The organism is Photobacterium sp. Alg240-V54 (genome assembly GCF_900537155.1).
Lineage (GTDB): Bacteria > Pseudomonadota > Gammaproteobacteria > Enterobacterales > Vibrionaceae > Photobacterium.
In genome coordinates, this window is the sequence record NZ_UNRL01000013.1 from 1 (window position 1) to 25,883 (window position 25,883).

The following is a 25,883-nucleotide window of genomic DNA, read 5'->3' on the forward strand; positions in this document are numbered from 1 at the left end:
GGAGGCCGCACGGTCCCCCTCTTTGCTCCCATCTCGTAAAAGATCGGAGATTAGGCGGTATTAGCTATCGTTTCCAATAGTTATCCCCCACATCAGGGTATATTCCCAGGCATTACTCACCCGTCCGCCGCTCGTCAGCATTGATAGCAAGCTATCAATCTGTTACCGCTCGACTTGCATGTGTTAGGCCTGCCGCCAGCGTTCAATCTGAGCCATGATCAAACTCTTCAATTAAAGTTTTGTTGTTTCTTTCGAAACGGCTCAATGAATACTGACTTCAAAACTACCTTAGTAATTTTAAAGCTATTATCGTTGTTCTTTTCATATAGAGAAGAGAACGATAATGAATTGACTGTGCCAAATAACCGTAGTTATTTGTATTGGTCACTCAGTTCATTGATAAATCTTTCGACTTAACTATTCAACGAGTGCCCACACAGATTGCATGGTCAAATTGTTAAAGAACATCCTGACTTTCGGTAACCGCTTGCGCCGTTGTCCGTGTCAGTGAGGTCGCATTATAGGGAGATTTTATTGGCTGACAATAGTTTTTTTACCCCCAAGCAATCAACTGCTTTTTTTTTAATCTACCTACAATTTTTCATCTATTTTTTAAGCACAATAAAGCTATTGCTATATGGGTTCTGTCTATACATTGCCATTATTAGTCGCTACACAATTTAAAATCTGTGTTTTAGATATATAAATAGAAGGTATAGAAGGTATAGAAGGTATAGAAGGTATAGAAGGTATAGAAGGTATAGAAGGTATAGAAGGTATAGAAGGTATTATGCGATCACAAATAAAAACTATCACAACAATAATAAATCAATACTCAGAAAGAGCAGTCGCTAAACGATTGCTCTTTCTGATTATGATTATGCGTTTTCAGCTAACCATGTAGGTACATTTTTAACACTGTCTAAAACAACATCTGCTAAAGCTTCACCTTCTTCAGTAATAGCTTTACCTGTACGTACTAATACTTTGAAAGCAACATCAGCCGCGATTGCCGCTTTCATGTCGTCCGCTTTATCACCAATCATCACTGATTTTGACATATCAATATCTAAATAGCTTTGCGCTGATATCAACATACCTGGATTTGGTTTACGACAATCACAATCTTGTAGATATTCACCTTTACCCTCTGTTGCATGGTGTGGGCAATAGTAAATACCATCCAATTCAACACCTTGATCTTCGAAATTCCAATCCATCCACTCAGTTAGGCTAATAAACTCATCTTCGGTGAACATGCCACGAGCAATACCTGATTGATTGGTAACTAAAACAAGTAAATAACCCATTTCTTTGAATTTTTTACATGCACCAAAAACACCATCAATGTATTCAAAATCATCAACAGTATGTACATAGCCATGATCGACATTTATTACGCCATCACGATCAATAAAGACAGCAGGTTTGGCCACAAGAAAGCCCTCAACAAGTAGATATTGTGGTGATTATGTCACGAGTTGGCAGCGAAAAGTATTAGTTATCACATTCACAGAGATGATCACGATATTACCAATACTATTATAAATGCCAACAACCATTTAGACGTCTAGACGTAAAAATAGCTATTGACTTAAAAACCGATTAGCCATAGCATCAGGTTAACAGCAGTTAAGATGATTTAACTACAATAACCAATAATTAACAACTAATGCAATATAGCATCACTGTCATATAATCATTTCATCTAAGAATCAGGAAGTTCAATGATAGAAATAAAACAAGTAAATAAGGTGTTCTATCAAGGTGAGAAAGCGATTAATGCGCTAAAAGATATTAACCTTACGATTGAACAAGGAACGATTTTCGGGGTGATTGGTTCATCTGGCGCAGGAAAAAGTACCCTGATCCGCTGTGTGAATTTATTAGAAAAACCGACCTCAGGTAATGTCGTTGTCGATGGTATTGATTTAACACAGCTATCATCAAATGAATTGACTTTGGCTCGCCGCAAAATTGGCATGATTTTCCAGCATTTTAATTTACTGTCATCACGGACTGTATTTGCCAATATTGCTTTGCCATTAGAACTTGCGGGCGTGTCAGCTCACGCAATTAATACCAAAGTAACAGAATTACTATCGCTAGTAGGTTTAGAAGATAAACGTAATAGTTACCCTTCAAATTTAAGTGGTGGTCAAAAGCAGCGAGTAGCCATTGCTCGTGCTTTAGCCTCTGATCCTAAAGTTTTATTGTGTGATGAAGCCACCAGCGCGCTTGATCCTGCAACAACTCAATCAATATTAGCTTTGTTACGTAAAATTAATCAGCAACTTAATCTAACCATTTTATTGATCACTCATGAAATGGATGTCGTTAAAGGTATTTGTCATCAAGTTGCGATCATCGGTGATGGTGAGCTAGTTGAACAAGGTTTAGTGGGTGATATTTTTGCTCATCCTAAAACCGCGCTAGCAAAAGCGTTTATTCGCTCAACCTTAGATTTGTCGATCCCAGAAGATTACCAATCACGCATGACTTCAACCCCTGTAAAAGGCAGTTATCCCTTAATTCGACTTGAATTTACCGGAGACTCTGTTGACGCACCTTTAATTAGTCAGGTAGCACGTGAGTTTAATCTCGACATCAGCATTCTCAGTTCAAATATGGATTATGCCGGTGGTGTCAAATTTGGTCTGATGCTGGCTGAGTTCTTTGGCACTCAAACTGCTATTGATGATGCTATTTCTTTTTTACGTGATCATAAATTACAGGTTGAGGTGCTAGGTTATGTCGCTTGATTCAATAACAACATGGTGGCAGAGCAATCAGCGCCTAACTGAATTACTTATTGATGCACTAGGACAAACATTGACGATGGTGTTTGTTGCGGGTCTGATTGGTTTTATTATTGGAATTCCACTCGGTGTTGCCCTTCACCTCACCAAGAAAAACGGTTTATGGCAAAACCCTGTCTTAAATAAAATACTTGGTATTGTGGTTAATATCGGCCGTTCAATCCCTTTTATTATTTTATTAGTTGCGATTATTCCTTTTACTCGATTTGTGGTTGGCAGTTCAATTGGTACTGCTGCAGCGATTGTGCCACTTACTGTCGGCGCAATTCCTTTTATTGCTCGTTTAGTGGAAAGTGCATTACTGGAAATTCCGGCTGGACTCATTGAGGCTGCACAGGCAATGGGCGCAACCCCAATTCAAATCATTATCAAAGTGCTGTTGCCTGAAGCGCTGCCGGGCATTATTAATGCTGTCACTATTACCTTAGTTACTTTAATTAGTTATTCGGCAATGGCGGGGACTGTTGGCGGTGGCGGTTTAGGCGATGTCGGTATTCGTTATGGCTACCAACGTTTTGACGGTACGGTTATGGCCATCACCGTTATTATGTTAGTTATTTTAGTACAACTGATTCAATCTATTGGTGATCACTTAGTAAAACGTGTTGATCACCGCTAATAACTCAAGCTGTTATTTATCATTTATACAATTAGGGAAAGCCCATTTAAGGAGAAATACTATGGCGTTCAATCTTAAACATCTTTTTGCCATTGCAGGCGTTGCTGCTGCTGTCACACTCGCAGGTTGTAGTGACCAAGAAACAGCTGTTGTCGATAACAATAAAGTAAAAATTGGCGTGATGGCTGGCGCAGAAGAGCAAGTTGCAGAAGTTGCAGCGAAACAAGCCAAAGATAAATATGGACTTGATGTTGAATTAGTCACCTTTACTGATTACGTATCACCCAATGCAGCCTTAGCTGAAGGTTCAATTGATGCTAACGCCTTTCAGCACAAACCTTATCTAGAACAGCAAATTAAAGATCGTGGTTATAAATTTGCGATCGCGGGTAATACTTTCGTTTACCCTATTGCTGGCTACTCAAATAAGATTACATCGGTTGATGAATTAAAAGATGGCGATCAGATTTCGGTTCCTAATGATCCGACTAACCTTGGCCGTTCATTATTATTATTACAGCAACAAGGTTTAATTACTCTCAAACCTGATACGGGTTTGACTGCAACGGTATTGGATATTGTTAGCAATCCTAAAAACCTCAAAATCGTTGAATTAGAAGCTGCGCAACTACCGCGTTCATTAGATGATGTTGCTTTAGCGATTATTAATACCACATATGCGAGTAGTCTAAACCTTACGCCAGAAAAAGATGGCGTGTTTGTTGAAGATAAGCAATCACCTTATGTCAATATCATTGTAGCGCGTGAAGATAACGTCAAAGCTGAAAATGTTCAAAAGTTCATTCAAGCTTACCAATCAGACGATGTCTATAATTCAGCCCAAACCATCTTCAATGGCGGAGCGGTTAAAGGCTGGTAATCTCGCCAATTAATACAATCTCCATCAAGAGCAGGCTTCATCGCCTGCTCTTTTTTTATGTTATATTATCAAATTACTTTCAGCTTATAATTGGCTTAATTTGATGGCTTATAGCATTGAACCTATCGGTATTGTTCACTCTCCTTATAAAGAAAAATTCGCCGTTCCTCGCCAGCCAGGATTAGTGCCTAGTGCTCGCTGTGAAGTGATTTTACACGATCAGGCTAACTCATTAGATGCAGTACGCGGTATTGAACAATTTAGTCATGTGTGGCTATTATTTTTGTTTGACCAAAACTTAGAGGCTGGTTGGCGACCGACAGTTCGTCCTCCTCGACTTGGAGGCAATGAGCGCATTGGTGTATTTGCTAGCCGTGCGACTTTTCGTCCTAATGGCATTGGTATGTCGGCGGTTAAATTACAAGGCGTTCGTCATTGTAATGGCCAAGTCATTATTGATATTGCAGGTGCCGATTTGGTTGATGGCACGCCAATTATTGATATTAAACCTTATATTCCCTATTCCGACAGTTTACCTAAAGCATTAGGTGGCTTTGCGACTAGCCAACCTGCGACACTGGAAGTGCACTTTTCACCACCAGCATTGCAACAATTAGTTGGTAAACATGCTGACTATCATCGAGCAGTTATTACTGAAGTACTCGCGCAAGATCCACGTCCTGCGTATAAAAAAGGCAAACCAGACAGCAAGCTCTATGCGGTAAACTTATTTGATTTTAATGTTCAGTTTACAGTTGCAGAACCGATCATTACTGTCGTGAGTATCGATACCCTTGTTCAATAATCGATTCAACACAGTTATCTTTGGCGAATAGCGCCGAGGCTGGTAATATAGCAGGCTATCGTCATCAAACTGACGGGTGGAACATCAGTTCCTTCTCTTTCCTTTTATCAATAACGGATACCATCAATGCGTACCAGTAAATATCTTCTTTCTACCCTGAAGGAGACGCCAAACGACGCAGAAGTCATTAGTCATCAACTAATGCTACGTGCAGGTATGATCCGTAAGTTGGCTTCAGGTTTATATACCTGGCTACCTACCGGTCTACGTGTGCTGCGTAAAGTCGAAAACATCGTTCGCCAAGAAATCGATAATGCAGGCGCAATCGAAACTTTGATGCCCGTTGTTCAGCCGTTTGAACTATGGGAAGAGACAGGCCGCTCTGAAAAAATGGGTCCTGAACTACTTCGCTTTACTGACCGTCATATGCGTCCGTTTGTACTTAGCCCTACGGCAGAAGAGGTTATCACTAGCCTTGTACGTAACGAAGTAAGCTCTTATAAGCAACTGCCGCTGAACCTTTACCAAATTCAAACAAAATTCCGTGATGAGCGTCGCCCTCGCTTTGGCGTAATGCGTGCACGTGAATTCTGCATGATGGATGCTTACAGCTTTGATATCGATAAAGACGGTTTACAAAAGTCTTTTGATACAATGCATGCCGCTTACTGTAAAGCCTTTGACCGTATGGGTCTTGAGTACCGTCCAGTATTGGCAGACTCAGGCGCAATCGGTGGTAATGGCTCACAAGAGTTCCACGTACTTGCAGAAAGTGGTGAAGACTTAATCGCATTCTCTACTGAATCTGATTACGCTGCTAACATCGAAAAAGCAGAAGCTATTGCACCTGCTGTTGAGCGCGCACAGCCAACACAAGCAATGACAGTGATTGATACACCAAATGCGAAAACTATTGCAGAACTGGTTGAACAACACGGTATTGCTATCGAGAAAACAGTTAAGACACTATTTGTTAAAGCGTCTGATGACATCGATGCTCCTATCGTGGCATTGATCATTCGTGGTGATCACGAGCTTAACGAAATCAAAGCAGAAAACCTTGCTGAAGTTGCGTCTCCATTAGAAATGGCAACTGAAGAACAAATGCGTGAACTTGTTGGCGCGGGTGCGGGTTCTCTAGGCCCTGTTGGCCTTGCATTACCATTTATCGTTGATCACAGTGTTGCGGTTATGAGTGACTTTGCTGCCGGTGCTAACATCGACGGTAAACACAACATCGGTATCAACTGGGGTCGTGACGTTGAACTTGGCCGTGTTGATGATCTACGTAATGTAGTAGAAGGCGATCCAAGCCCATGTGGTCAAGGTGTCTTGATGCTAAAACGTGGTATTGAAGTCGGTCACATCTTCCAGTTAGGTACCACTTACTCTGATAAGATGAACTGTAGCGTCCTTGATTCAAACGGTAAGAATTCAATTCTAGAAATGGGTTGTTACGGTATCGGTGTATCACGCGTTGTGGCATCAGCTATCGAGCAAAACAACGACAAATACGGCATCATCTGGCCTGACGCACTAGCGCCTTTCCAAGTGGCTATCGTACCAATGAACATGCACAAATCAGAGCGCGTTCAAGAAGCAGCTGAGAAGCTATATGCTGATCTTACTGCAATGGGCGTTGAAGTCTTATTTGATGATCGTAAAGAGCGTCCAGGCGTCATGTTCTCTGATATGGAACTGATCGGTATTCCACACACTATCGTGATTGGTGATCGAAGCCTTGAAAACGGTGAGATGGAATATAAGAACCGTCGTACTGGCACTAAAGAAGCAGTTATGGCTGCTGATGTTATGGACTTTCTTAAGCAAAAAATGGCTTAATTAACAACCATATGATTTTAAAAAGCTGCCAATTTTAGGCAGCTTTTTTTATGGCTAAATTATCACAAACATTTTTTATCTGTTGTGCTGCTATGATAATATTCAACTCAGTAACAACATAAATATCTTCACCTAAGATCATTTTATTGTGATGTTAGGTGAATATTTTTAGCAAAGGAAAGACCATGCAAGTTTATCAATGTTGCGAGTTAATTCGCGTTACTTACTCTCAAATTGGCAGTGGTGATCAAGGCTATATTCCAACCGCTATCAAGTGCGCAATTAAAACCTTGGATGATATTGCTGCTAATACTGAGTTACCACTCACAGTGCGAGAGCAAGCGGCTTTTGCGGCAGCCAACTTACTGATCAGTGATCACGAGGATTAATAGATGGATTTATCAAAATTTGAAACCATGGACACTGTAATGTTGATGAGTATTGTCAATATGAAGATTCGTGATGAATTTAATAGCCTTGATAATCTGGTAAAATTTTTTGATATCAACCGTGAGCAACTGATTGCAAAATTAGCCACTGGCGGATTTGATTTCTTACCAGAAGTGCAGCAATTTCGTTAACACTGACTTATAAGCATCAAATAAAAAAAACGGCACTCATCAGTGCCGTTTTTTATACTTATTAAATAACATCTATTTGGTGTAACGCCTCAATTAGCCTTTGAATATCGGCAATACATCAGCCATCGCTAATAAATGGAAACACGCAGTTAATACTCCAAAGATTATTACTGCATACACCGTGACATTGCCTCCGGGTACGACAAAACCTTGTCGTTCAGGCTGACGTTGGCGTAATTTTTTAGCCAATAATGCGGGAATAATACAGGTCCAGATAGTTGCGGCAGCACCAGCTAAGCCAATTGCAGCCACAAAACCAAATGGGGCAAATAATGAAAAGACTAATGGCGGAATAAAAGTTACTCCCCAAGCTTTAAAACGGCCTTGGTTGGTATCTTCAAAGCCAAATAAATCAGCCAAGTAATCAAATACACCGAGCCCTACTCCGATAAACGATGATACTACCGCGGCAATTGAGAAAATATTAAGTGCCTGTTTAACGCTGTTAGAGTTCACCACTCCACCCAATGCTGTCATTAACGCATCGACACTACCACCAGCTGCAACAATCGGTCCAAATTGCGTGCGGGGTAAATTACCAAAAATACATATCACCCAAATCACATAAAATGTTAAAGCAATAAGTGTTCCACCTAAAATAGCATTTTTAGCACGGTTTTCATCGCGGTAATAATCACGCATGGTACTTACGGAATGATGATAACCAAAAGAAGTTAATGCCACAGGCAGGATCGCAAGTGCATAAGGAGAAAGATCTGCTTGTGAATCAATACTATCAAGTAAAGTCGGCAATTGGATATTAGCTGCAAGCCCTGAAATACCAATCACAAAACTGATAATCATAAATAAAATCAGTAAAATCGAGATCCGATCAACAGCACGGGTTGAGTGAAGCACAAACACAGAAGAAGCAATGACAAATAATACCGAAGCGAGTTTGGGGTTAATATCAAGTAAACCGCCAAAAATCATACCTGATGACGAAATATAGGCATAAAGTAAAATACCACCGACAAAATACAGCGATAAATTATTGATCGCATTGACTTTGCCTTTAAGCACATCTTTTGTAATGGTGTTAAACGATACCTTAAACTCATAATGCTTTAATGCTTCAAGTAATAACCATCCAGATAACGTCATCATCACCATCGTTACTGAGATCGCAAGTACCGTCCATAATGTCCATGCGCCAGCACCAGCACTTGGTAACCCAAGCATTCCTGCGCCTACGCACACACTAGCAATAATGCATGCACCTCCAAGTGTCGATGGTTTACTCATAATCTATCCTTTCTCGCCATTACATCGTATCAGTGAACTAGTACGATAATATGCATCGGCCATTTAAGCAACAAAAGAATATCTATCTGAATAAATATTTATTAAACAATCGCATATGTTAATAAGTTTAACATATGCGAATTAATAATTGTTTTAGGACAAATAACTCAACGTTTATGCCCGTAACCATTCAAACTCGACTTTTGTGGTTGTTGTCGAAGTCGTAGCAACAAACTCTGCCACCACAAACACCCCTGCTACTGCGACTAATTGCTCACCATAAAATAGCATTGGTGTACGACGACGTAACCAACTCGGTACCTTATATTCTTGCAGCAATTTTTTAAACTTACGCTTACCACTACGTCCTTGAGGCTTGATTTCCGGCCCTAAGTAATCAAATCGCACTGATACTGTTTCGTTAGTGTAAGGAGGTCTTAAGGTTGCAGAGGCGGTCTGTTTTAGCGTTACCACGCCAAGCTCTTGAGGCAAATGACAGTCTTGATTAAGGTATAATGGTTGCTGCCAATCACTGATGTCAGGCCATTGCTGTAATAAATACAACTGCTGTTGATAACGACGTACTTGATATTGCTGCCAACACACTTGTGGATTAGCATCCGCCTTTGCTTGCACAAGGTTAAACCAAATTTGTTCAAGCTGAGCCAGTGAAGGCATAATCACAGCTTGTTGTTTTAACCACTGTCGAATCAATGCCATCCCCAAACGAGCACTGATATTTTCAGCAATTCGCAAACTACCATCAGCTTGTCGTGCTTGTTGTAACTGACAGCTTAGCAACTCTTCTAATAAGCCCTCTTGCTCACCACATAAATGCGCACTACGAGTAACGGCTTTACGTATACCTGGCCAGCGTTCGTTAAGCAACGGAGTTATTTGATGACGAATAAAATTACGATCATAACGTTGATCTTGATTACTTTCATCTTCAACCCACTGTAACTGGTGTTGAGCACCATAAGCTTCTATGTCGGCGCGGCTAACAGAGAGTAATGGCCGTAAATGCTGCCCACAGGCAAAGGTTGTTAACACCGGCATTGCCGCTAACCCTGCCGGGCCACTACCGCGTTTTAAGGCTAATAATACGGTTTCAATTTGATCATCAGCATGTTGCGCAGTCAGCAATGTATCACCACATTGAATATGCTGCGATAGCGCGTGATAACGGGCATCACGAGCGGCTTGTTCGACACTCGCCCCAGCGCCTAAGTCACACTGTACTCGCTCAATATCACAACCAATACCACTTGCTATTGACCAAGTAACACATTGCTGCGCCCATGTATCAGCATTAGTACTCAATCCATGATGGACATATACCGCATGAGCTCGATAATCACGGTGTTGATCAATAAAACGCGCCAATAAATCTAGCATGACCCGTGAATCTAACCCGCCACTTAATGCCAACACTAATCGTTTAGTTGCAGGTGGATTGGCAAGTATTTGATGACAAAAATGAGAATACAACATTGGCTTATATCTTTAACAAACAGACTATCTAGTCTATATCAGAGTCGAATTAACCAATACCAACAAACGGCATTGACTAACATAAACATATAAAAAAAGGCCAGCACTTATGCTGACCTTTGTTAGACGTAGAATAAATCGCGATTAACAGTAACCGTAACTCATTAAACGTTGGTAACGACGCTCAAGTAATGCTTCAGTATCAAGCTGATCTAATTCTTCTAGGGTCGCTTTAATTTGCGCTTTTAGCGTATTAGCCATTAGCGGCACATTACGGTGTGCGCCACCCAATGGTTCTTCGATAATATTATCGATTAGCTCAAGCTCTTTTAAACGCGGAGCCGTCAGTCCCATCGCTTCAGCAGCTTGTGGGGCTTTATCAGCATCACGCCATAAAATTGATGCACAACCTTCCGGTGAAATGACGGAATAAGTTGAGTATTGCAACATGTTAACGCAATCACCGACACCAATCGCTAATGCACCACCAGAACCGCCTTCACCAACCACATTACAAATAACCGGTACTGTAAGACCTGCCATTGCTTTTAAGTTAGCTGCAATCGCTTCTGATTGACCGCGCTCTTCTGCACCAACACCAGGGTATGCACCCGCGGTATCAATAAAAGTCACAATCGGCATTTTAAAACGCTCTGCCATTTTCATTAGGCGCAGCGCTTTACGATAACCTTCAGGTTTTGGCATACCAAAGTTACGTTTCACTTTTTCAGTAGTACCACGACCTTTTTGATGACCAATAACCATAATTGGACGACCATCAATACGTGCAATACCACCAACTAGCGCTTTATCGTCAGCAAAAGCACGATCACCGGCTAATTCATCAAACTCTTCGAACATGTGCTCGACATAATCAAAAGTATATGGGCGCTGAGGGTGGCGTGCGAGTTGCGCAACCTGCCAGGCACCAAGATCACCAAAGATTTTCTTAGTTAATTCGAGGCTTTTCTTTTCTAGTTGCTCAATTTCTTTTTCAAGATCAACCGAGTTAGACTCATCACGACGAGATACATCACGTAGTGCTTCAATCTTTGCTTCTAATTCTGCAATCGGTTGTTCAAACTCGAGGAAGTTCAGGCTCATACCACTTAAAATCCTTTTGCTTATTTTTATGATAGGGTTTGGTTATACCCTACCACAAATAACAAGCTAACTTAATTAAACTCAAGCTCGACCTGTTTATCACCTAAGAGCATTTTCAAGTCCGACAATAATTTATCGGCAGGCGTTACGCGCCACTCTGTTCCTAGGGTAAACTTGGCCCGAGCATTCGAGCGCTGATAATACATATGAACAGGAACCGTTCCTGCTCTATGCGGTTCCAACACTTGGCTGAAACGGGAAAAAAATTGTTCGTCAATTTGCTCTTCAGTAACTGAAATAGCAACACCACGAAGATGTTTTTCTCGTGCTTCTGAAATATCGAGCACTTCACGTGCTGACATTCTAAGGCCACCATTGAAATCATCAAAGCTGACCTGTCCAGATACGACCACTATTTTGTCTTTTTCAAGCAAATCAATGTAACGATCGAGAGCATCGGTGAATAACATCACTTCCATACGACCCGAACGATCATCTAATGTCATTAAACCAATGCGACTACCACGCTTGGTGGTCATCACGCGAGCAGCAATCACCAATCCTGCCACAGAGGCAACTTTATCGCGCCCAGTTTGCTGCGCATCTTTTAAACGCCAGGTGGTGTAATGCTTTAATTCAGAAATATAAGCATTAATCGGATGACCGGTTAAGTATAACCCTAATGTTTCACGTTCACCTTCAAGCCAAACGCTTTCAGGTGCTTCTGGAATATTAGCATAAGCATGCTCAACTTCTTCAGGGGCTGCGGTTAATACACCAAACATATCAGCCTGACCAAATGCTTCAGCCTGATGATATTGACTGGCCGCTTTAATCGCATCATCTAATGTCGCTAACATTGCGGCGCGATTAGGACCTAAACGATCTAATGCGCCAGATTTAATTAACTTTTCAAGTACACGCTTATTGACTTTTTTAGTATCAATACGGGCACAGAAATCAAATAAATCTTTAAAGTGGCCGTCCTTTTCACGGGCACTAATGATATTTTCAATCGGGCCTTCACCGACACCTTTTACCGCACCAATACCATAAACAACTGCGCCATCTTCATCGACATTAAATCGATATAGACCTTTGTTTACATCTGGCGGTAACAGCTTTAGCTTCATGCGGTGACATTCATCAACCAAGCTAATGATCTTATCGGTATTATCCATATCAGCCGTCATTACCGCCGCCATAAACTCAGCCGGATAATGGGCTTTTAACCACAATGTTTGGTACGACACTAACGCATAAGCAGCCGAGTGCGATTTGTTAAAACCATAACCGGCAAATTTCTCTACCAAGTCAAAGATCTTCATCGACAATTCGCCATCGACGCCGTTATCGATAGCACCTTGCTCAAATACGGCGCGCTGTTTCGCCATTTCTGATGGCTTTTTCTTACCCATCGCACGACGTAACATATCGGCCCCACCTAGGGTGTAGCCAGCTAGTACCTGTGCGATCTGCATTACCTGTTCTTGATACAGAATAATACCGTAAGTGGGATCAAGAATTTCTTTTAACGATTCATGTTGCCATTTTTCATCGGGGTAAGATACCGCTTCACGGCCATGCTTACGGTCGATAAAGTTATCTACCATGCCTGATTGCAATGGACCTGGGCGGAACAATGCCACCAAGGCAATCATATCTTCAAAGCAATCGGGTTGTAGACGTTTGATCAAATCCTTCATACCACGGGATTCGAGCTGGAATACCGCGGTTGATTCAGAACGTTGCAACATATCAAATGACTTTTTATCCGCCATTGGAATTGCAGCAATATTAACCGGCTCTAACCCTTGCTCAATACGGCGAGGGTTGATCATTGCTAACGCCCAATCAATAATGGTGAGTGTCCGTAAACCTAAGAAGTCGAACTTCACTAAGCCTGCGGTTTCTACATCATTTTTATCAAATTGAGTGACGGGGTTATTACCTTCCGCATCACAATATAATGGCGCAAAATCAGTGATCGTCGTTGGTGAAATTACCACACCACCAGCATGTTTACCTGCGTTACGCGTTACACCTTCAAGAATGCGACACATATCAATCAGATCACGAATTTCTTCGTCTGCTTCATACGATTGGCCCAATTGAGGCTCAACTTCAAAAGCTTTCTCCAATGTCATTCCAGGTTCTGCTGGAATTAATTTAGAAATGCGATCAACAAAACCATACGGATGTCCAAGCACACGACCGACATCACGAATAACCGCTTTAGCGGCCATAGTACCAAAGGTAATGATCTGCGATACCGCATCACGACCATACATTTCTGCCACGTGATCGATAACTAAATCGCGTTTATCCATACAAAAGTCGATATCAAAATCGGGCATTGATACACGTTCAGGGTTCAAGAATCGTTCGAAAAGTAAGTCAAATTCTAACGGATCAAGATCGGTGATTTTAAGCGCGTAGGCCACTAATGAACCAGCACCTGAACCTCGACCGGGCCCTACTGGCACATCGTTATCTTTTGACCATTGAATAAATTCCATTACGATCAAGAAGTAACCAGGGAAACCCATTTGGTTAACTACTTTTAATTCGATATCAAGACGTTCATCATATTCAGGGCGTCGCTGAGCACGCACTGCTGGATCTGGGAATAAAAATTCTAAACGCTCTTCTAGTCCTTGTTTAGATTTAACAATCAAGAAGTCTTCAATGCTCATGTCACCCGTTGGGAAGTTCGGTAGGAAGTATTCCCCTAAACGCACTGTGACATTACACCGTTTAGCGATTTCTACTGAGTTTTGCAAAGCTTCAGGAATATCAGCAAACAGCTCACACATTTCATCTTCACTGCGTAAATACTGCTGATCACTATAAAGCTTAGGTCGATTAGGATCGACCATAGTATAGCCATCATGAATGGCGACTCGAATCTCATGGGCATCAAATTGGTCAGCACGAAGCAAGCGCACATCATTGGTAGCAACCACGGGCAAATCATATTTTTCGGCAAGTTCAATCGCAAAATGAAGGTAAGCATCTTCATCAGCACGACCAGTACGCACCAACTCTAAATAATAACTGTCAGGAAAATAGGTTTGATAAAAAGCGACACAAGCCTCTGTTAGCTGCTGATTACCTTTAAGCAATGCACGGCCAACATCACCTGCTCTACCGCCGGATAAAACAATTAATCCTTCACGGTGTTTGATCAGCCACTCTTTATCTATCACAGGTTGATGCTGAACATGACCACGCTGATACGCTTCTGAAATTAATAATGTCAGGTTTTTATAACCCTCATTATTGGCAGCAAGAATGGTGAGTTCAAATAATTCATCGCCCATTTCTTGGCTTTGTACTTTAAAATCAGCACCAATAATCGGCTTGATGCCCTCATCATGAGCAGCAAAATAAAACTTCACCAAACCACATAGGTTAGTGAAATCGGTGAGAGCCAATGCTGGCATGCCAAGTTCAGCTGCGCGCTTAACGATAGGTTTCACTTTCGCCAAGCCATCGATCATTGAATAATCACTATGAACTCGAAGGTGGATAAAACGTGGTTCTGCCATGACAACCTAATTCATTACATTACTTAATTAACAAAAATTATACCCGATCGGGACGTAATTCGTCGTATAAAAAAAGGCGATACCAAATGGTTCGCCTTTTTATCACTCAATCACCGCGGCTTAATCAAGACCCAGTACGCGTTTAACGGGTTTAAAACTTTTTCGATGCTGGTCAATCGCACCGTATTGTTCTAAAGCAGCAAAATGGGCTTTGGTTGGATAACCTTTATGCTTGGCAAAACCATACTGTGGAAATTCAGCATCAAGGATTTCCATCTCACGATCGCGAGTCACTTTAGCAATAATGGATGCTGCACTGATTTCAGCCACTCGTAAATCGCCTTTTACCACGGCTTGTGCAGCCATCGGTAATACAGGAGTTTTGTTGCCATCAATCAATACAAAATCAGGCTGAATATCAAGTCCCGCGACAGCACGCTGCATCGCAACCATCGTCGCTTGTAAAATATTTAGCTGATCAATTTCATCGGCTTCACAACGACCAAGAGACCACGAAAGTGCTTTTTGTTTAATTTCATCAAACAGCAGATTACGTTTTTTCTCCGTCAGTTTTTTAGAATCCGTTAACCCTTCTATTGGGTTATTGGGATCTAAAATTACCGCAGCTGTCACCACCGCACCCACTAATGGACCACGCCCCACTTCATCAACACCCGCAATACACTCAGCTTGCGGATATTCAAAAGGAGGATATTCTTTCTTTTCAGCCATCACAACTATGCCTTATTGATTAATGCTAATACTGCTTGTGCCGCTTGCTCGTCTGCATTACAACGAATAGTTTTATGCATTTGTTCAAACTGAGTCATCAAGGCTGTGGTGTCACCATAAAGAATTTTATCCACTTCATGGAATAACTTTTCAGGGGTACAATCTTCCTGCAGCAACTCAGTAACTAATTGACGATCAGCCATAATATTGGGCAATGATACATACTTAGTTTTTAGCATTCGCTTAGCAATCCAAGCGGTTAGTGGTTTCACTTTATAGCCTACCACCATTGGACGCTTCACTAACATGCACTCTAATGCCACCGTACCTGAGGCTAATAGCACCGCATCAGCAGCTATCATCACATTCCGGGCCGTGTCATCGACTAACACAAAATCTAATTCCGGGGCTGTTTGTTGCCATGCTTGTTCAAATTGAGCGCGACGTTTTTCATTCACTAACGCCACCACAAATCCTAATTCCGGGTGTTTTGCTTTAAGTTGCTGACAGGTTTGAATAAACGGCTCAGCAAGCATTGCCATTTCACTACCACGGCTGCCAGGCAGTACCGCCAACCAGCGCTTAGTGGGATCTAACCCAAGCAATTCACGCGCTGCAACTTGATCGGTTTGAAGTGGAATAGCATCAGCCATGGTATGGCCGACAAACTGACAAGGCACATTAAACTTATCGTAAAAGGCTTTTTCAAATGGCAGAAAAGCCAGCACTAGGTTAGTTGCCGCTTCAATTTTAAAGATCCGCTTTTGACGCCATGCCCATACTGACGGACTGACATAATGCACAGTTTTAATACCGCGATCTTTTAAATCTTTTTCTAAGCGTAAGTTAAAATCTGGCGCATCAATACCGACAAACACATCCGGCGGGTTATCGCTAAAATGCTGTACTAATTCGGCTTTAACTTTAAATAACCGCGGCAAACGTCCAAGGACCTCAACGATCCCCATAACGGCAAGCTCTTCCATATCAAACAGTGCTTCACAGCCTTGTGCTTGCATGCGAGGCCCAGCGACGCCGACAAACTCTGCATCAGGGTAACGCGCTTTTACCGCTTGAATAAAACCGGCACCTAAAATATCGCCGGAGATTTCTCCGGCGACAATTGCTATTCGAAGAGGCTTCGTCATTAGCGAATAATACCGCGTTCTGAGTTATCAAGCACTTCAGAGAAACGTGCCACTGCTGGCCAATCTTTCGCCATTTCAGCAAGTACTGGCTTCACTTCAGCCAATGTTTTCCCTGAACGATAAATCTCTTTGTAGGCACGACGAATAGCGTGTAATTCTGGTTTTTCAAAACCATTACGCTGCAAACCGACGATATTAAGCCCAAACGGTTTAGCATGATTACCTTGTGCTAATACATAAGGTGGCACATCTTGCACTACCGCTGAACAACCACCAATATAACTATAAGCACCGACAGTACAGAATGGGTGAATAGCTGATAATGCCATTACGCCAGCGTAATCACCAACGGTAACATGACCACCTAAAATAGAGTTATTACCAATATGAGTGTGATTACCAACAACAACATCATGCGCAATGTGAGCATTCACACATAACAGGTTGTCATTACCCACAATCGTCACGCCTTTATCTTGGGTAGTACCACGGTGGATCTGCACGCTTTCACGGATCACGTTACGATCGCCGATTTCTAAGCGTGTCGCTTCACCACTAAACTTCTTGTCTTGGCACTCTTCACCAACAATCGCAAACGGGAATATACGATTATCTTTGCCGATAACAGTAGGTCCTTTGATGACAACATGAGACATCACCTCAGTGCCTTCACCAATTTCAACCCCTGTTGCAATATAAGTAAATGGGCCAACAGTGACGTTAGCGCCAATGATTACCCCATCTTCAATCACTGCAGATGGATGAATTTTTGCACTTTCATGGATCATGAGAATACTCGTCTTGCACACTTAAGTTCTGCTGAACATACCGTCTCGCCGTCAACTTTAGCGATACCATTAAATAGCGCAATACCACGACGCTCTTTAATAAATTCAACTTCTAGAATCATTTGATCACCAGGTACTACTGGCTTACGAAACTTTGCTTTATCAATACTTGCAAAGTAGTACAGCTCATTTTCAGCAGGAGCACCAAAGGTTTTAAAAGCTAATAAACCGGTCGCTTGTGCCATCGCTTCTAAAATTAACACGCCAGGAAATACCGGCATTTTAGGGAAGTGACCCGTAAACTGTGGTTCGTTAACTGAAACATTTTTAATCGCAGTTAGGGTTTTACCTTCATCATAATTGGTAACACGATCAATCATAAGAAATGGGTAACGATGAGGAAGAAGTTCCTGAATTTCGGTGATGTTTAACGTCTTATTTTCGGTCGTCAAAACTAAATTCCTGTTCTAAAAACATGTAAAAAATGCTATGAAAATGCAAAATGGCCTACACAAAGGTAGGCCAATCAATGTTGATGAAAATTATTCGCCTTTTGCTGCTAGTTGTTTTTCAACTGCTTTTAGGCGTTTATTCATTTCATCAATTCGATGAACCCGAGTTGCTGTTCGACGCCATTCTTTGTTGGGTTGTAGTGGAATACCTGAAGAATACATACCTTTATCTTCAATACTACGCATCACCATTCCCATACCGGTAATTGTTACGCCATCAGCAATCTTAATGTGACCATTAAGCACAGATGCGCCACCAATAATACAATATTTACCAATTGTTGTACTACCAGCAACAATAGTACCACCCGCCATGGCTGTACCATATCCGATCTGCACGTTATGCGCGATTTGCATCTGATTATCAATAATGACGTTATCAGCAATAATGGTATCTTCTAGCGCACCACGGTCAATGGTTGTACACGCACCAATTTCTACTCGGTCACCAATACGAACTGAACCAAGTTGTGGGATCTTAACCCATTCGCCTTTATCATTGGCATAGCCAAAACCATCAGCACCAATAACGGTACTTGATTGTACTAAACACTGTGAACCCAATACCACATCATGGTAAATAGTGACATTTGCCCACAGCTTGGTGTTGTCACCAATAATCGCATTTTTACCAATAAAACAGCCAGCACCAATCTGCACGTTATCGCCTAATTGTACGCCAGCTTCAATCACTGCATTGTGACCAATAGCGACATTACTACCCAAGGTCGCCGTTGAATCAACATACGCTGATGATGCAATATCCGTTGCAGCAACAGGGGTTGTATCAAGTAGTTGAGCCACTAATGCATAACTAAGGTAAGGATCTTTTACGACTAACATGTTGCCGTTGAAAAACTCGACATCCGCTTCTCGTAGCATTACTGCATCCGCTTGACACTCAATAAGCTGTTGGCGGTACTTGCTATCAGAAAGGAACGTTATTTGCCCGCTAGCAGCTTTACCCATCGATGCAATCGAGTGAATTTCAACACTACCATCGCCACGTAGCTCGGCACCTAATTTATTTGCTAATTCAGCAAGCGTTATTGCAGCCATATTATTTTATCTCTCTTGTAACAACAGCCACATAAGGTGGCTGTTAGATCAAAAGTTGTAGCTGGCTCTGCCAGCTACAACGTTTACCACAGGGCGACTGTTTTATTTTACAGCTGCAATAACTTTAGATGATAAGTCATCGCTTTTGCTTGCAAACAATACCGCTTGTGCGTCTAGTACAACATTGTAGCCATTTTTCTTCGCTACAGTGTCGATAGCTGTACGGATCTTCTTAACTAACTTTTGCTCTTCTTCCATACCACGACGACGTTGATCTTCAGCTAGTGCTTTTGCTTTTAGCTTGTAATCAGAATCAAGAGCTGCAAGTTCACGTTGAATATCAGTACGCTGTTTAGGTGTCATTAATTCACCGTCACGCTTCATCTTGTCGATTTTGGTTTTCATTTTACCTTCAATCGCACGCAATGCCGCCACACGGCCACTGAATTCTTTTTGTAATTTTTCTTGTACATTGTAACGCGCCGCTAATTCAGACATTGCCTGACCTGTCGACACATAACCAATTTTTTGTGCAGCTTCAGCTGCATTGGCATACATAGATGAAGATAAAATTACTAAACCTAAACTTGCTGCTTTAATCCACTGTTTCAAAAGACTCTCCTTAAAAATTAGAATGACTGGCCAATGGTGAATGTGAAGAACTCTTCATCATCCCCTTCATATTTCTTGATTGGTTTAGCAACCGAGAATACAAGTGGACCCATTGGAGACATCCACTGTAATGCAGCACCGTAAGACGCTCGAATCATACCTGGATCTGAGTAATCAGGTAATGAACTTGCGTTAGTATAATCAGGGTGGAATTCAGTATCCCACACAGAACCCGCATCAACAAAGAAACTAGTACGTACTTGATTTTTAATTTCTTGTGAAGCAAACGGGGTTGGAACAATTAGTTCCATACTTGCGAGTGCAATAGCATTACCACCGGTAGATTCGTCGCTCACCACACCTTTTTGGTTATTGCCTTGGCCTTGACCATAAACAGCTTTTGGACCAACAGTGTTTGAGCGGAAACCACGAATAGTGGTAAAACCACCGGCATAGTAGTTCTCATAAAATGGCATCAATTGATCGCTACCATTATCAGTTTTACCGTAGCCGTTACCGTAACCTAACTTACCACGTAACAATAAGGTGTAGTCTTGTTTTTCCGTTAATGGAATATATTGACGCACATCATATTGGGTTTTGAAGTACTGAGAATCAGAACCTGGAATAGTCATCTTAAATGACGCACTCTGGTAATTACCTGAAGTCGGGAAATAACCGCGGTTTAAGTGGTTACGCGTCCATGCCACAGTCCAGCTGTAGTCATCAAGTGAAATTGCGTTATCACTATCTTGATCAAAACCATGAATCTTTTTGAACTGCTGGATCTGATAGTAATCTTGAATATTAGAGATCTTATTGTGATCATAGCCAAGACTAAAATCGAAGTAGTTCAATTCATTATATGGGAAGCCCCAAGTTAAACTTGCGCCATAACTTTGGTTAGTATAATCCGAGATATTAGCATCAGATGCTTCAAACTCGTTGTAGTAAATTTTACCACCCAAGCTAACGTTATTGATCGTAAAGTACGGATCTTTATATTCAAGACTAATGTTTTTAGAGTAATCATTGGTCATGGCATTAATGCCAAACAGATTACCTGTACCCAAGAAGTTTTGTTGGGTTAGACCTGCCTGAAAACTAATACCAGATTCAGTACCGTAACCGACACCAAAGTTAACACTGCCTGAGTTCGCTTCTTTAACCTTGTACTTCACATCAACTTGATCGTCAGAACCTGGTACTCGTACAGTTTGTACATCAACATTTTCAAAGAAACCGGTGCGGTTTAAACGTTGCTTACCCGTTTCAATCGCTTTACCGTTTAACCATGAGCCTTCCATCTGACGCATTTCACGACGTAATACTTCATCTTTGGTGGTGTTATTACCACTAAATTCAATATTGCGTACATACACACGCTTACCTTGCTCAACATTAACGATCAACGTCACTTGATGTGCTGCATCGTCAAATTCAGGCATGATGGTAACTTTTGGATAAGCATAACCTGCTTTACCCAATTCACGTTTAACCGCTTCTTCTAACGCAGTAACTTCTGCACCATTGTAAACAGTGTCAGGTTTAAAGGTCACCAGTTTATCAAATGCAGCAACACGGCCAGCAACGTCACCTTGGAACTTAACGTTTTTAACCTTGTATTGCTCACCTTCATGAACTTTTAGGGTAATGTACACGCCTTTTTTATCAGGAGAAATAGCAACATGCGTTGATTCTAGACGGTACTTTAAATAACCATTATTTAAATATTGCGAGCGTAATGTTTCTAAATCGCCTTGCAATACTTGTTTTTGATACTTTTCATTGGCCATAAAGTCCCACCAAGGCACACTGTCCTTAAGTTTGAACTTACCTACCAAATCAGCATCACTGAAAACATGATTACCGAGGATATTGATCTGCTTAATTTTAGCTGATACGCCTTCAGTAAAGACAAATTTCACATCAACACGATTACGCGGTAAAGGCGTCACAACCGCTTCTACAGTGGCATTATACTTACCGACACTGTAGTAGAAATCTTCTAGACCTTTATCGATCTTAGATAAGGTTGTTCTATCTAACGCTTCACCAACACGCAGACCTGATGCTTCAAGGTTCTCTTTTAGCTGCTCATCTTTGATGGCTTTATTACCCGCAAAGGTAATATCTGCAATAGTTGGACGCTCTTTTACATCGACCAGTAACGTATTACCGTCTCGATATACCTTAATATCTTCAAAATTGCCGGAAGAATAAAGAGATTTGATCAGTGCTGAAATATCCTGTGGATCAACAGTATCACCAACGCGAACAGGCATTTTTAACAATGCTGCGCCCATGGTGACTCGTTGAAGACCTTCAAAACGAATGTTATCAACTACAAATTTATTTTCCGCGCTATGCGCAACGCTACTTGTCAAAAGCAGCGATGCGACTAACAGTTTTTTAATCGCCATTACTGTACTGATTATTCCTTGCTAAATACGCATTTATTAAAGTCGGGTAAAATCATTGAATAGCGCAACCGCCATTAACGCAACCAAGATGGCTGATCCCACTCTATAGCCAATATCCTGAATTCGTTCAGATACAGGACGACGAGTTACCGCCTCAACAGCAAAAAACATTAAATGTCCGCCATCAAGCACAGGTAAAGGTAATAAGTTTACAATGCCTAAGTTAACACTGATCAACGCTAAGAAACCAAGGAAATACACTAAGCCAAACTCGGCAGTCATTCCAGCCCCTTTGGCGATAGAAATCGGCCCACTGAGGTTTTTCATTGCAACATCACCAGTAACAAGCTTAGTGACCATATCAAACGTTAATGACACTAATTGACCGGTCTTTTCGGTCGCTTTTATCGCCGCATCAATCGGACCAAACTGCAAATTAACTTTGTATGATGCTGGCCAAGGTTCAATACTTGGTGCCAATCCTACATAGCCAACTTCTTTGCCATCAGCTTCTACTTTTACACGAGGCGTCAATGATAGCATCATCGGTTCTTCATCACGTAAAACTTCAACTTGTAGCGTTGTTCCAGGATGCGTACGCACAGCATCAACAAATTGCTGCCACTGCGTTACTGATTTATTATCTACTGCGACAATCTTATCATTTAATTTAAATCCTGCATCAATTGCTGCACTATTATCAACAAGTTGTGAAACAGTTAGCGTAATTGGCGGCGTAAATGGAGTGATCCCCAATGTCGTCAATACTCGCTGTGATTCAGGATCAAATGACCAATGAGTTAAATCAAGTGTACGTGAAACAACAATCGAACTGTCAGGCTCTTGTGCTGTTATGACCACTTGTTTATCACCGATTTGGGAAATTAATGCCATATTGGCTGATTCCCAATCAGATGTTTCGAGTCCAGAAACTGATTTTAGTTCCATTCCGGGAATAATTCCCGCTTTTGCTGCAATTGATTGAGGAGCAACTTCGCCAATTACAGGCTTTAATGCTGGTACCCCAATCAGATAAACCACCCAATAAGCAAAGATAGCAAACACAAAGTTTGCCATCGGCCCTGCAGCAACAATAGCACTTCGCTGCCAAATTTTCTTATTATTAAACGCCATATGACGCTTCTCTGGCGGAACTTCAGCTACCCGCTCATCAAGCATTTTGACGTAACCACCAAGTGGTATCATGGCTAATGTATATTCAGTGCCATCTTTGCCCACACGCTTAAACAAGGCTTTACCAAAACCAATAGAAAAACGTTCAACATAGACACCACAGCGACGAGCAACCCAAAAGTGGCCAAACTCATGCACTGCGATAAGAATACCAAGAGCAACTAAAAAAGCGCTTAAATTACGGATAAATTCAATCATGCAAATTCCTTCGCAATAATGTCTAACGCAAGCTCACGTGCTTGTTTATCTAGCATCATTACGGCATCAATATCATTAGGTTCAGTTAATACTGCTCTTTCTAACACCAACTGGTTCACTTTCGCAATATCAGTGAAACGGATCTCGGTGGCTAAAAATGCAGCCACTGCTATTTCATTAGCAGCATTTAAGGTTGTGGTCGCTGCTTGTCCTTGATAACAAGCATCAATGGCTAATTTTAAGCATGGGTAACGCTCAAAGTCAGGCTCCATAAAGGTAAACTCACCGATCTTACTAAAATCAAGTGGTGCCACTCCCGCATCAACACGCTCAGGATAAGCCATTGCACACGCAATCGGGGTACACATATCAGGCAAGCCCATTTGTGCGATGACCGAGCCATCTTTATATTGCACCATTGAATGAATCACTGACTGCGGATGAATAATCACTTCCATTTGCTCACGACTGGCGTTAAATAGCCAGCGCGCTTCAATATATTCCAAGCCTTTATTCATCATGGTTGCAGAGTCAACCGAGATTTTAGGCCCCATCGACCAGTTAGGATGTGCAATCGCCATCGCTGGAGTAACGGCATCTAAGGCACTGATATCAGTATAGCGGAATGGTCCACCTGAGCCGGTTAATAATACTTTACTCACCCCAGAAGCTGCTAAATCACAACGTCCCATGCGGCGCTGTATATCAGCCGGTAATGCCTGAAAAATTGCATTATGCTCACTATCAACGGGTAATAATTCCGCACCATATTGTTCACATGCATCAATGAACATTTGGCCCGTCATTACCAGCGCTTCCTTATTAGCTAATAAGATTCGCTTACCTTTTTTAACCGCAGCCATGGTCGGTAATAAGCCTGCCGCACCAACAATTGCCGCCATCACAGTATCAACATCATCTAATGCGGCAACGCGACAAATACCTTCGTCACCACTTAACACTGTGATATTCAAACTAGCTTGCTCAATCAATGTCTTAAGCTGAGCTGCTGCGGTTGCAGATGCCATTGCAGCATATTTTGGTTGCCATTGCTGGCACAGTGCAAACATCTTTTCAACATTAGAACCCGCAGCTAAAGCGGTAACGTCAAATGAATCAGGGTTTTGAGCAATTACTGCTAACGTACTACTACCAATTGAGCCCGTCGCACCAAGAATCGTTAACTTACGCATAAAATCACTTACAGTTACAAAAAAGGCAGCGAAATAGCTGCCTTTAGAAAAGATGGCTATTAATTAATTATATTAGCCACAGATAGAGCAACGCAAATACAGGGATCGCTGCAGTTAAACTATCAATTCGGTCTAGAATACCACCATGTCCAGGCAATATATTACCGCTATCTTTAATGCCAGACACGCGCTTAAACATACTTTCAACTAAGTCGCCTAAGACAGATATAATCACCGTGACAATCGCAATAAAGAATAATTGGCCTAATGATGAAAACTCGATCGATAATAAATGTGAGCCTAACCAAGTCACTAAAATAGCTAGACAGGCTCCACCAATTAGCCCTTCAATGGTTTTATTTGGGCTTACCGCAGGCGCCATCTTATGCTTACCAAAACGCTTGCCAGAGAAATAAGCGCCAGTATCGGCAGCCCACACTAATAAGCACACTAGTAAAACTAAGCAAGCACCATGATACGGATTATTGTCATAATTCACGGCACGGAGCATTAAAATACTCCAAAAAAAAGGCAATAATGTGAGCAAGCCAAAAATTTGCTTTAAAAACGGTTTTTTTGACCAGAAATCAGCACTTTTAGGATAACTAATCGCTAATGCTGATGCGACTAACCACCATAAACCACCAATAAGTAATATAGCGCGATAGATACCATCAGGGTGAGAAAGAGAAGCAGGATCAGTGGGTAATAGCGCGATGCTTGCTCCCAGCATGATGGTAGGTAAAATCATCGCATTAATACGTGATGATGCGTTAACGAACTGCGTCCACTCCCAGAAACCAACTAAGGTTATTGCAGCCATCGCAATAATAAAAGCAGGCAACGGCAGAAAAAATATTCCTGCAATGACGAGTGGCGCGAGGATTAGCGCGGTAATAATTCGTTGCTTGAGCAAACTGCGTCCTCTTTTATATAGGAGATATGATATTTAGTATCGGAAAAAACCGTTACTTAAACAATAACGCCAACACACAACCCTGCGCATTGGCGAAAATAATGTCTT

22 protein-coding genes and 1 rRNA gene are annotated in these 25,883 nt (G+C 41.6%); 7 read left to right on the plus strand and 16 right to left on the minus strand.

Annotated features, from left to right (window positions below; all coding sequences use genetic code 11):
• Positions 1-234: ribosomal RNA gene (locus tag G6R09_RS19875) — 16S ribosomal RNA — on the minus strand; the annotation flags it as partial.
• A gap of 644 nt (positions 235-878) precedes the next feature.
• Positions 879-1,436 carry a D-glycero-beta-D-manno-heptose 1,7-bisphosphate 7-phosphatase gene (gene gmhB, locus G6R09_RS18635; protein WP_065167362.1) on the minus strand — a complete coding sequence of 186 codons (558 nt, stop codon included), beginning with the start codon at positions 1,434-1,436 and terminating at the stop codon, positions 879-881.
• Between the two features lie 291 nt (positions 1,437-1,727).
• Between gmhB and metN the strand changes: the two genes are divergently transcribed.
• The 7 genes from metN (at position 1,728) to G6R09_RS18670 (ending at position 7,546) form a co-directional block, all read left to right on the plus strand.
• A complete protein-coding gene (gene metN, locus G6R09_RS18640) occupies positions 1,728-2,762 on the plus strand; it encodes a methionine ABC transporter ATP-binding protein MetN (protein WP_065167361.1) in 1,035 nt (344 codons plus the stop codon).
• Positions 2,752-3,438 carry a methionine ABC transporter permease gene (locus G6R09_RS18645; protein WP_163923980.1) on the plus strand — a complete coding sequence of 229 codons (687 nt, stop codon included), beginning with the start codon at positions 2,752-2,754 and terminating at the stop codon, positions 3,436-3,438. The genes metN and G6R09_RS18645 overlap by 11 nt, the downstream gene beginning before the upstream one ends.
• Positions 3,439-3,499: 61 nt before the next feature.
• Entirely contained in the window at positions 3,500-4,318 is an 819-nt protein-coding gene (locus tag G6R09_RS18650; protein WP_163923982.1) for a MetQ/NlpA family lipoprotein, read from the plus strand.
• A 103-nt stretch (positions 4,319-4,421) separates the two neighbouring features.
• A complete protein-coding gene (gene tsaA / locus G6R09_RS18655) occupies positions 4,422-5,123 on the plus strand; it encodes a tRNA (N6-threonylcarbamoyladenosine(37)-N6)-methyltransferase TrmO (protein WP_163923984.1) in 702 nt (233 codons plus the stop codon).
• Positions 5,124-5,249: 126 nt separating this feature from the next.
• Positions 5,250-6,965, plus strand: coding sequence for a proline--tRNA ligase (locus tag G6R09_RS18660; protein WP_163923986.1), 1,716 nt, complete (start codon positions 5,250-5,252; stop codon positions 6,963-6,965).
• 185 nt (positions 6,966-7,150) lie between these two features.
• The gene (locus tag G6R09_RS18665; protein WP_060998739.1) at positions 7,151-7,354 is read left to right on the plus strand and encodes a YaeP family protein; all 204 of its coding nucleotides are present in this window, start codon (positions 7,151-7,153) and stop codon (positions 7,352-7,354) included.
• Positions 7,355-7,357: 3 nt separating this feature from the next.
• Positions 7,358-7,546, plus strand: coding sequence for a DUF4250 domain-containing protein (locus tag G6R09_RS18670; protein WP_065167357.1), 189 nt, complete (start codon positions 7,358-7,360; stop codon positions 7,544-7,546).
• A 93-nt stretch (positions 7,547-7,639) separates the two neighbouring features.
• On the opposite strand, the gene G6R09_RS18675 is transcribed toward G6R09_RS18670, so the two are convergent.
• The 14 genes from G6R09_RS18675 to G6R09_RS18740 form a co-directional block, all read right to left on the minus strand.
• Positions 7,640-8,851: an aromatic amino acid transport family protein gene (locus G6R09_RS18675; protein WP_065167356.1), complete on the minus strand. Its 1,212-nt coding sequence runs from the start codon at positions 8,849-8,851 to the stop codon at positions 7,640-7,642.
• A gap of 174 nt (positions 8,852-9,025) precedes the next feature.
• On the minus strand, positions 9,026-10,345 hold the full coding sequence (gene tilS, locus G6R09_RS18680; RefSeq protein ID WP_163923988.1) for a tRNA lysidine(34) synthetase TilS: 1,320 nt from the start codon (positions 10,343-10,345) through the stop codon (positions 9,026-9,028).
• Between the two features lie 144 nt (positions 10,346-10,489).
• Positions 10,490-11,449: an acetyl-CoA carboxylase carboxyl transferase subunit alpha gene (accA, locus tag G6R09_RS18685; protein ID WP_163923990.1), complete on the minus strand. Its 960-nt coding sequence runs from the start codon at positions 11,447-11,449 to the stop codon at positions 10,490-10,492.
• A gap of 71 nt (positions 11,450-11,520) precedes the next feature.
• A complete protein-coding gene (gene dnaE / locus G6R09_RS18690) occupies positions 11,521-15,000 on the minus strand; it encodes a DNA polymerase III subunit alpha (protein WP_163923993.1) in 3,480 nt (1,159 codons plus the stop codon).
• 120 nt (positions 15,001-15,120) lie between these two features.
• A complete protein-coding gene (gene rnhB / locus G6R09_RS18695) occupies positions 15,121-15,732 on the minus strand; it encodes a ribonuclease HII (RefSeq protein WP_163923995.1) in 612 nt (203 codons plus the stop codon).
• A 5-nt stretch (positions 15,733-15,737) separates the two neighbouring features.
• A complete protein-coding gene (gene lpxB / locus G6R09_RS18700; protein ID WP_163923997.1) occupies positions 15,738-16,880 on the minus strand; it encodes a lipid-A-disaccharide synthase in 1,143 nt (380 codons plus the stop codon).
• Positions 16,880-17,668, minus strand: a complete 789-nt coding sequence (gene lpxA / locus G6R09_RS18705) for an acyl-ACP--UDP-N-acetylglucosamine O-acyltransferase (protein ID WP_163923999.1) — start codon at positions 17,666-17,668, stop codon at positions 16,880-16,882. The genes lpxB and lpxA overlap by 1 nt, the downstream gene beginning before the upstream one ends.
• A complete protein-coding gene (gene fabZ, locus G6R09_RS18710; RefSeq protein ID WP_060998748.1) occupies positions 17,665-18,120 on the minus strand; it encodes a 3-hydroxyacyl-ACP dehydratase FabZ in 456 nt (151 codons plus the stop codon). The genes lpxA and fabZ overlap by 4 nt, the downstream gene beginning before the upstream one ends.
• 90 nt (positions 18,121-18,210) lie before the next feature.
• Positions 18,211-19,239, minus strand: coding sequence for a UDP-3-O-(3-hydroxymyristoyl)glucosamine N-acyltransferase (lpxD, locus tag G6R09_RS18715; RefSeq protein ID WP_163924001.1), 1,029 nt, complete (start codon positions 19,237-19,239; stop codon positions 18,211-18,213).
• A gap of 102 nt (positions 19,240-19,341) precedes the next feature.
• Positions 19,342-19,851, minus strand: coding sequence for an OmpH family outer membrane protein (locus G6R09_RS18720; RefSeq protein ID WP_060998750.1), 510 nt, complete (start codon positions 19,849-19,851; stop codon positions 19,342-19,344).
• 17 nt (positions 19,852-19,868) lie between these two features.
• On the minus strand, positions 19,869-22,274 hold the full coding sequence (gene bamA, locus G6R09_RS18725; protein ID WP_065167348.1) for an outer membrane protein assembly factor BamA: 2,406 nt from the start codon (positions 22,272-22,274) through the stop codon (positions 19,869-19,871).
• A gap of 36 nt (positions 22,275-22,310) precedes the next feature.
• On the minus strand, positions 22,311-23,666 hold the full coding sequence (gene rseP / locus G6R09_RS18730; RefSeq protein ID WP_065167347.1) for a sigma E protease regulator RseP: 1,356 nt from the start codon (positions 23,664-23,666) through the stop codon (positions 22,311-22,313).
• A complete protein-coding gene (gene ispC / locus G6R09_RS18735) occupies positions 23,663-24,859 on the minus strand; it encodes a 1-deoxy-D-xylulose-5-phosphate reductoisomerase (protein ID WP_065167346.1) in 1,197 nt (398 codons plus the stop codon). Before ispC ends, rseP begins: the two co-directional genes overlap by 4 nt.
• Positions 24,860-24,926: 67 nt before the next feature.
• Positions 24,927-25,775, minus strand: coding sequence for a phosphatidate cytidylyltransferase (locus G6R09_RS18740; protein ID WP_065167345.1), 849 nt, complete (start codon positions 25,773-25,775; stop codon positions 24,927-24,929).
• Between the last annotated feature and the right edge of the window lie 108 nt (positions 25,776-25,883).

Coding starts and splice junctions, on each gene's coding strand:
- G6R09_RS18670 (WP_065167357.1), top strand. CDS start 7,358: ATGGATTTATCAAAATTTGAAACCATGGACACTGTAATGTTGATGAGT.
- bamA (WP_065167348.1), bottom strand. CDS start 22,274: ATGGCGATTAAAAAACTGTTAGTCGCATCGCTGCTTTTGACAAGTAGC.
- ispC (WP_065167346.1), bottom strand. CDS start 24,859: ATGCGTAAGTTAACGATTCTTGGTGCGACGGGCTCAATTGGTAGTAGT.
- G6R09_RS18665 (WP_060998739.1), top strand. CDS start 7,151: ATGCAAGTTTATCAATGTTGCGAGTTAATTCGCGTTACTTACTCTCAA.
- G6R09_RS18650 (WP_163923982.1), top strand. CDS start 3,500: ATGGCGTTCAATCTTAAACATCTTTTTGCCATTGCAGGCGTTGCTGCT.
- rseP (WP_065167347.1), bottom strand. CDS start 23,666: ATGATTGAATTTATCCGTAATTTAAGCGCTTTTTTAGTTGCTCTTGGT.
- G6R09_RS18645 (WP_163923980.1), top strand. CDS start 2,752: ATGTCGCTTGATTCAATAACAACATGGTGGCAGAGCAATCAGCGCCTA.
- lpxA (WP_163923999.1), bottom strand. CDS start 17,668: ATGATCCATGAAAGTGCAAAAATTCATCCATCTGCAGTGATTGAAGAT.
- G6R09_RS18660 (WP_163923986.1), top strand. CDS start 5,250: ATGCGTACCAGTAAATATCTTCTTTCTACCCTGAAGGAGACGCCAAAC.
- accA (WP_163923990.1), bottom strand. CDS start 11,449: ATGAGCCTGAACTTCCTCGAGTTTGAACAACCGATTGCAGAATTAGAA.
- G6R09_RS18675 (WP_065167356.1), bottom strand. CDS start 8,851: ATGAGTAAACCATCGACACTTGGAGGTGCATGCATTATTGCTAGTGTG.
- dnaE (WP_163923993.1), bottom strand. CDS start 15,000: ATGGCAGAACCACGTTTTATCCACCTTCGAGTTCATAGTGATTATTCA.
- lpxD (WP_163924001.1), bottom strand. CDS start 19,239: ATGGCTGCAATAACGCTTGCTGAATTAGCAAATAAATTAGGTGCCGAG.
- rnhB (WP_163923995.1), bottom strand. CDS start 15,732: ATGGCTGAAAAGAAAGAATATCCTCCTTTTGAATATCCGCAAGCTGAG.
- tilS (WP_163923988.1), bottom strand. CDS start 10,345: ATGTTGTATTCTCATTTTTGTCATCAAATACTTGCCAATCCACCTGCA.
- metN (WP_065167361.1), top strand. CDS start 1,728: ATGATAGAAATAAAACAAGTAAATAAGGTGTTCTATCAAGGTGAGAAA.
- lpxB (WP_163923997.1), bottom strand. CDS start 16,880: ATGACGAAGCCTCTTCGAATAGCAATTGTCGCCGGAGAAATCTCCGGC.
- tsaA (WP_163923984.1), top strand. CDS start 4,422: ATGGCTTATAGCATTGAACCTATCGGTATTGTTCACTCTCCTTATAAA.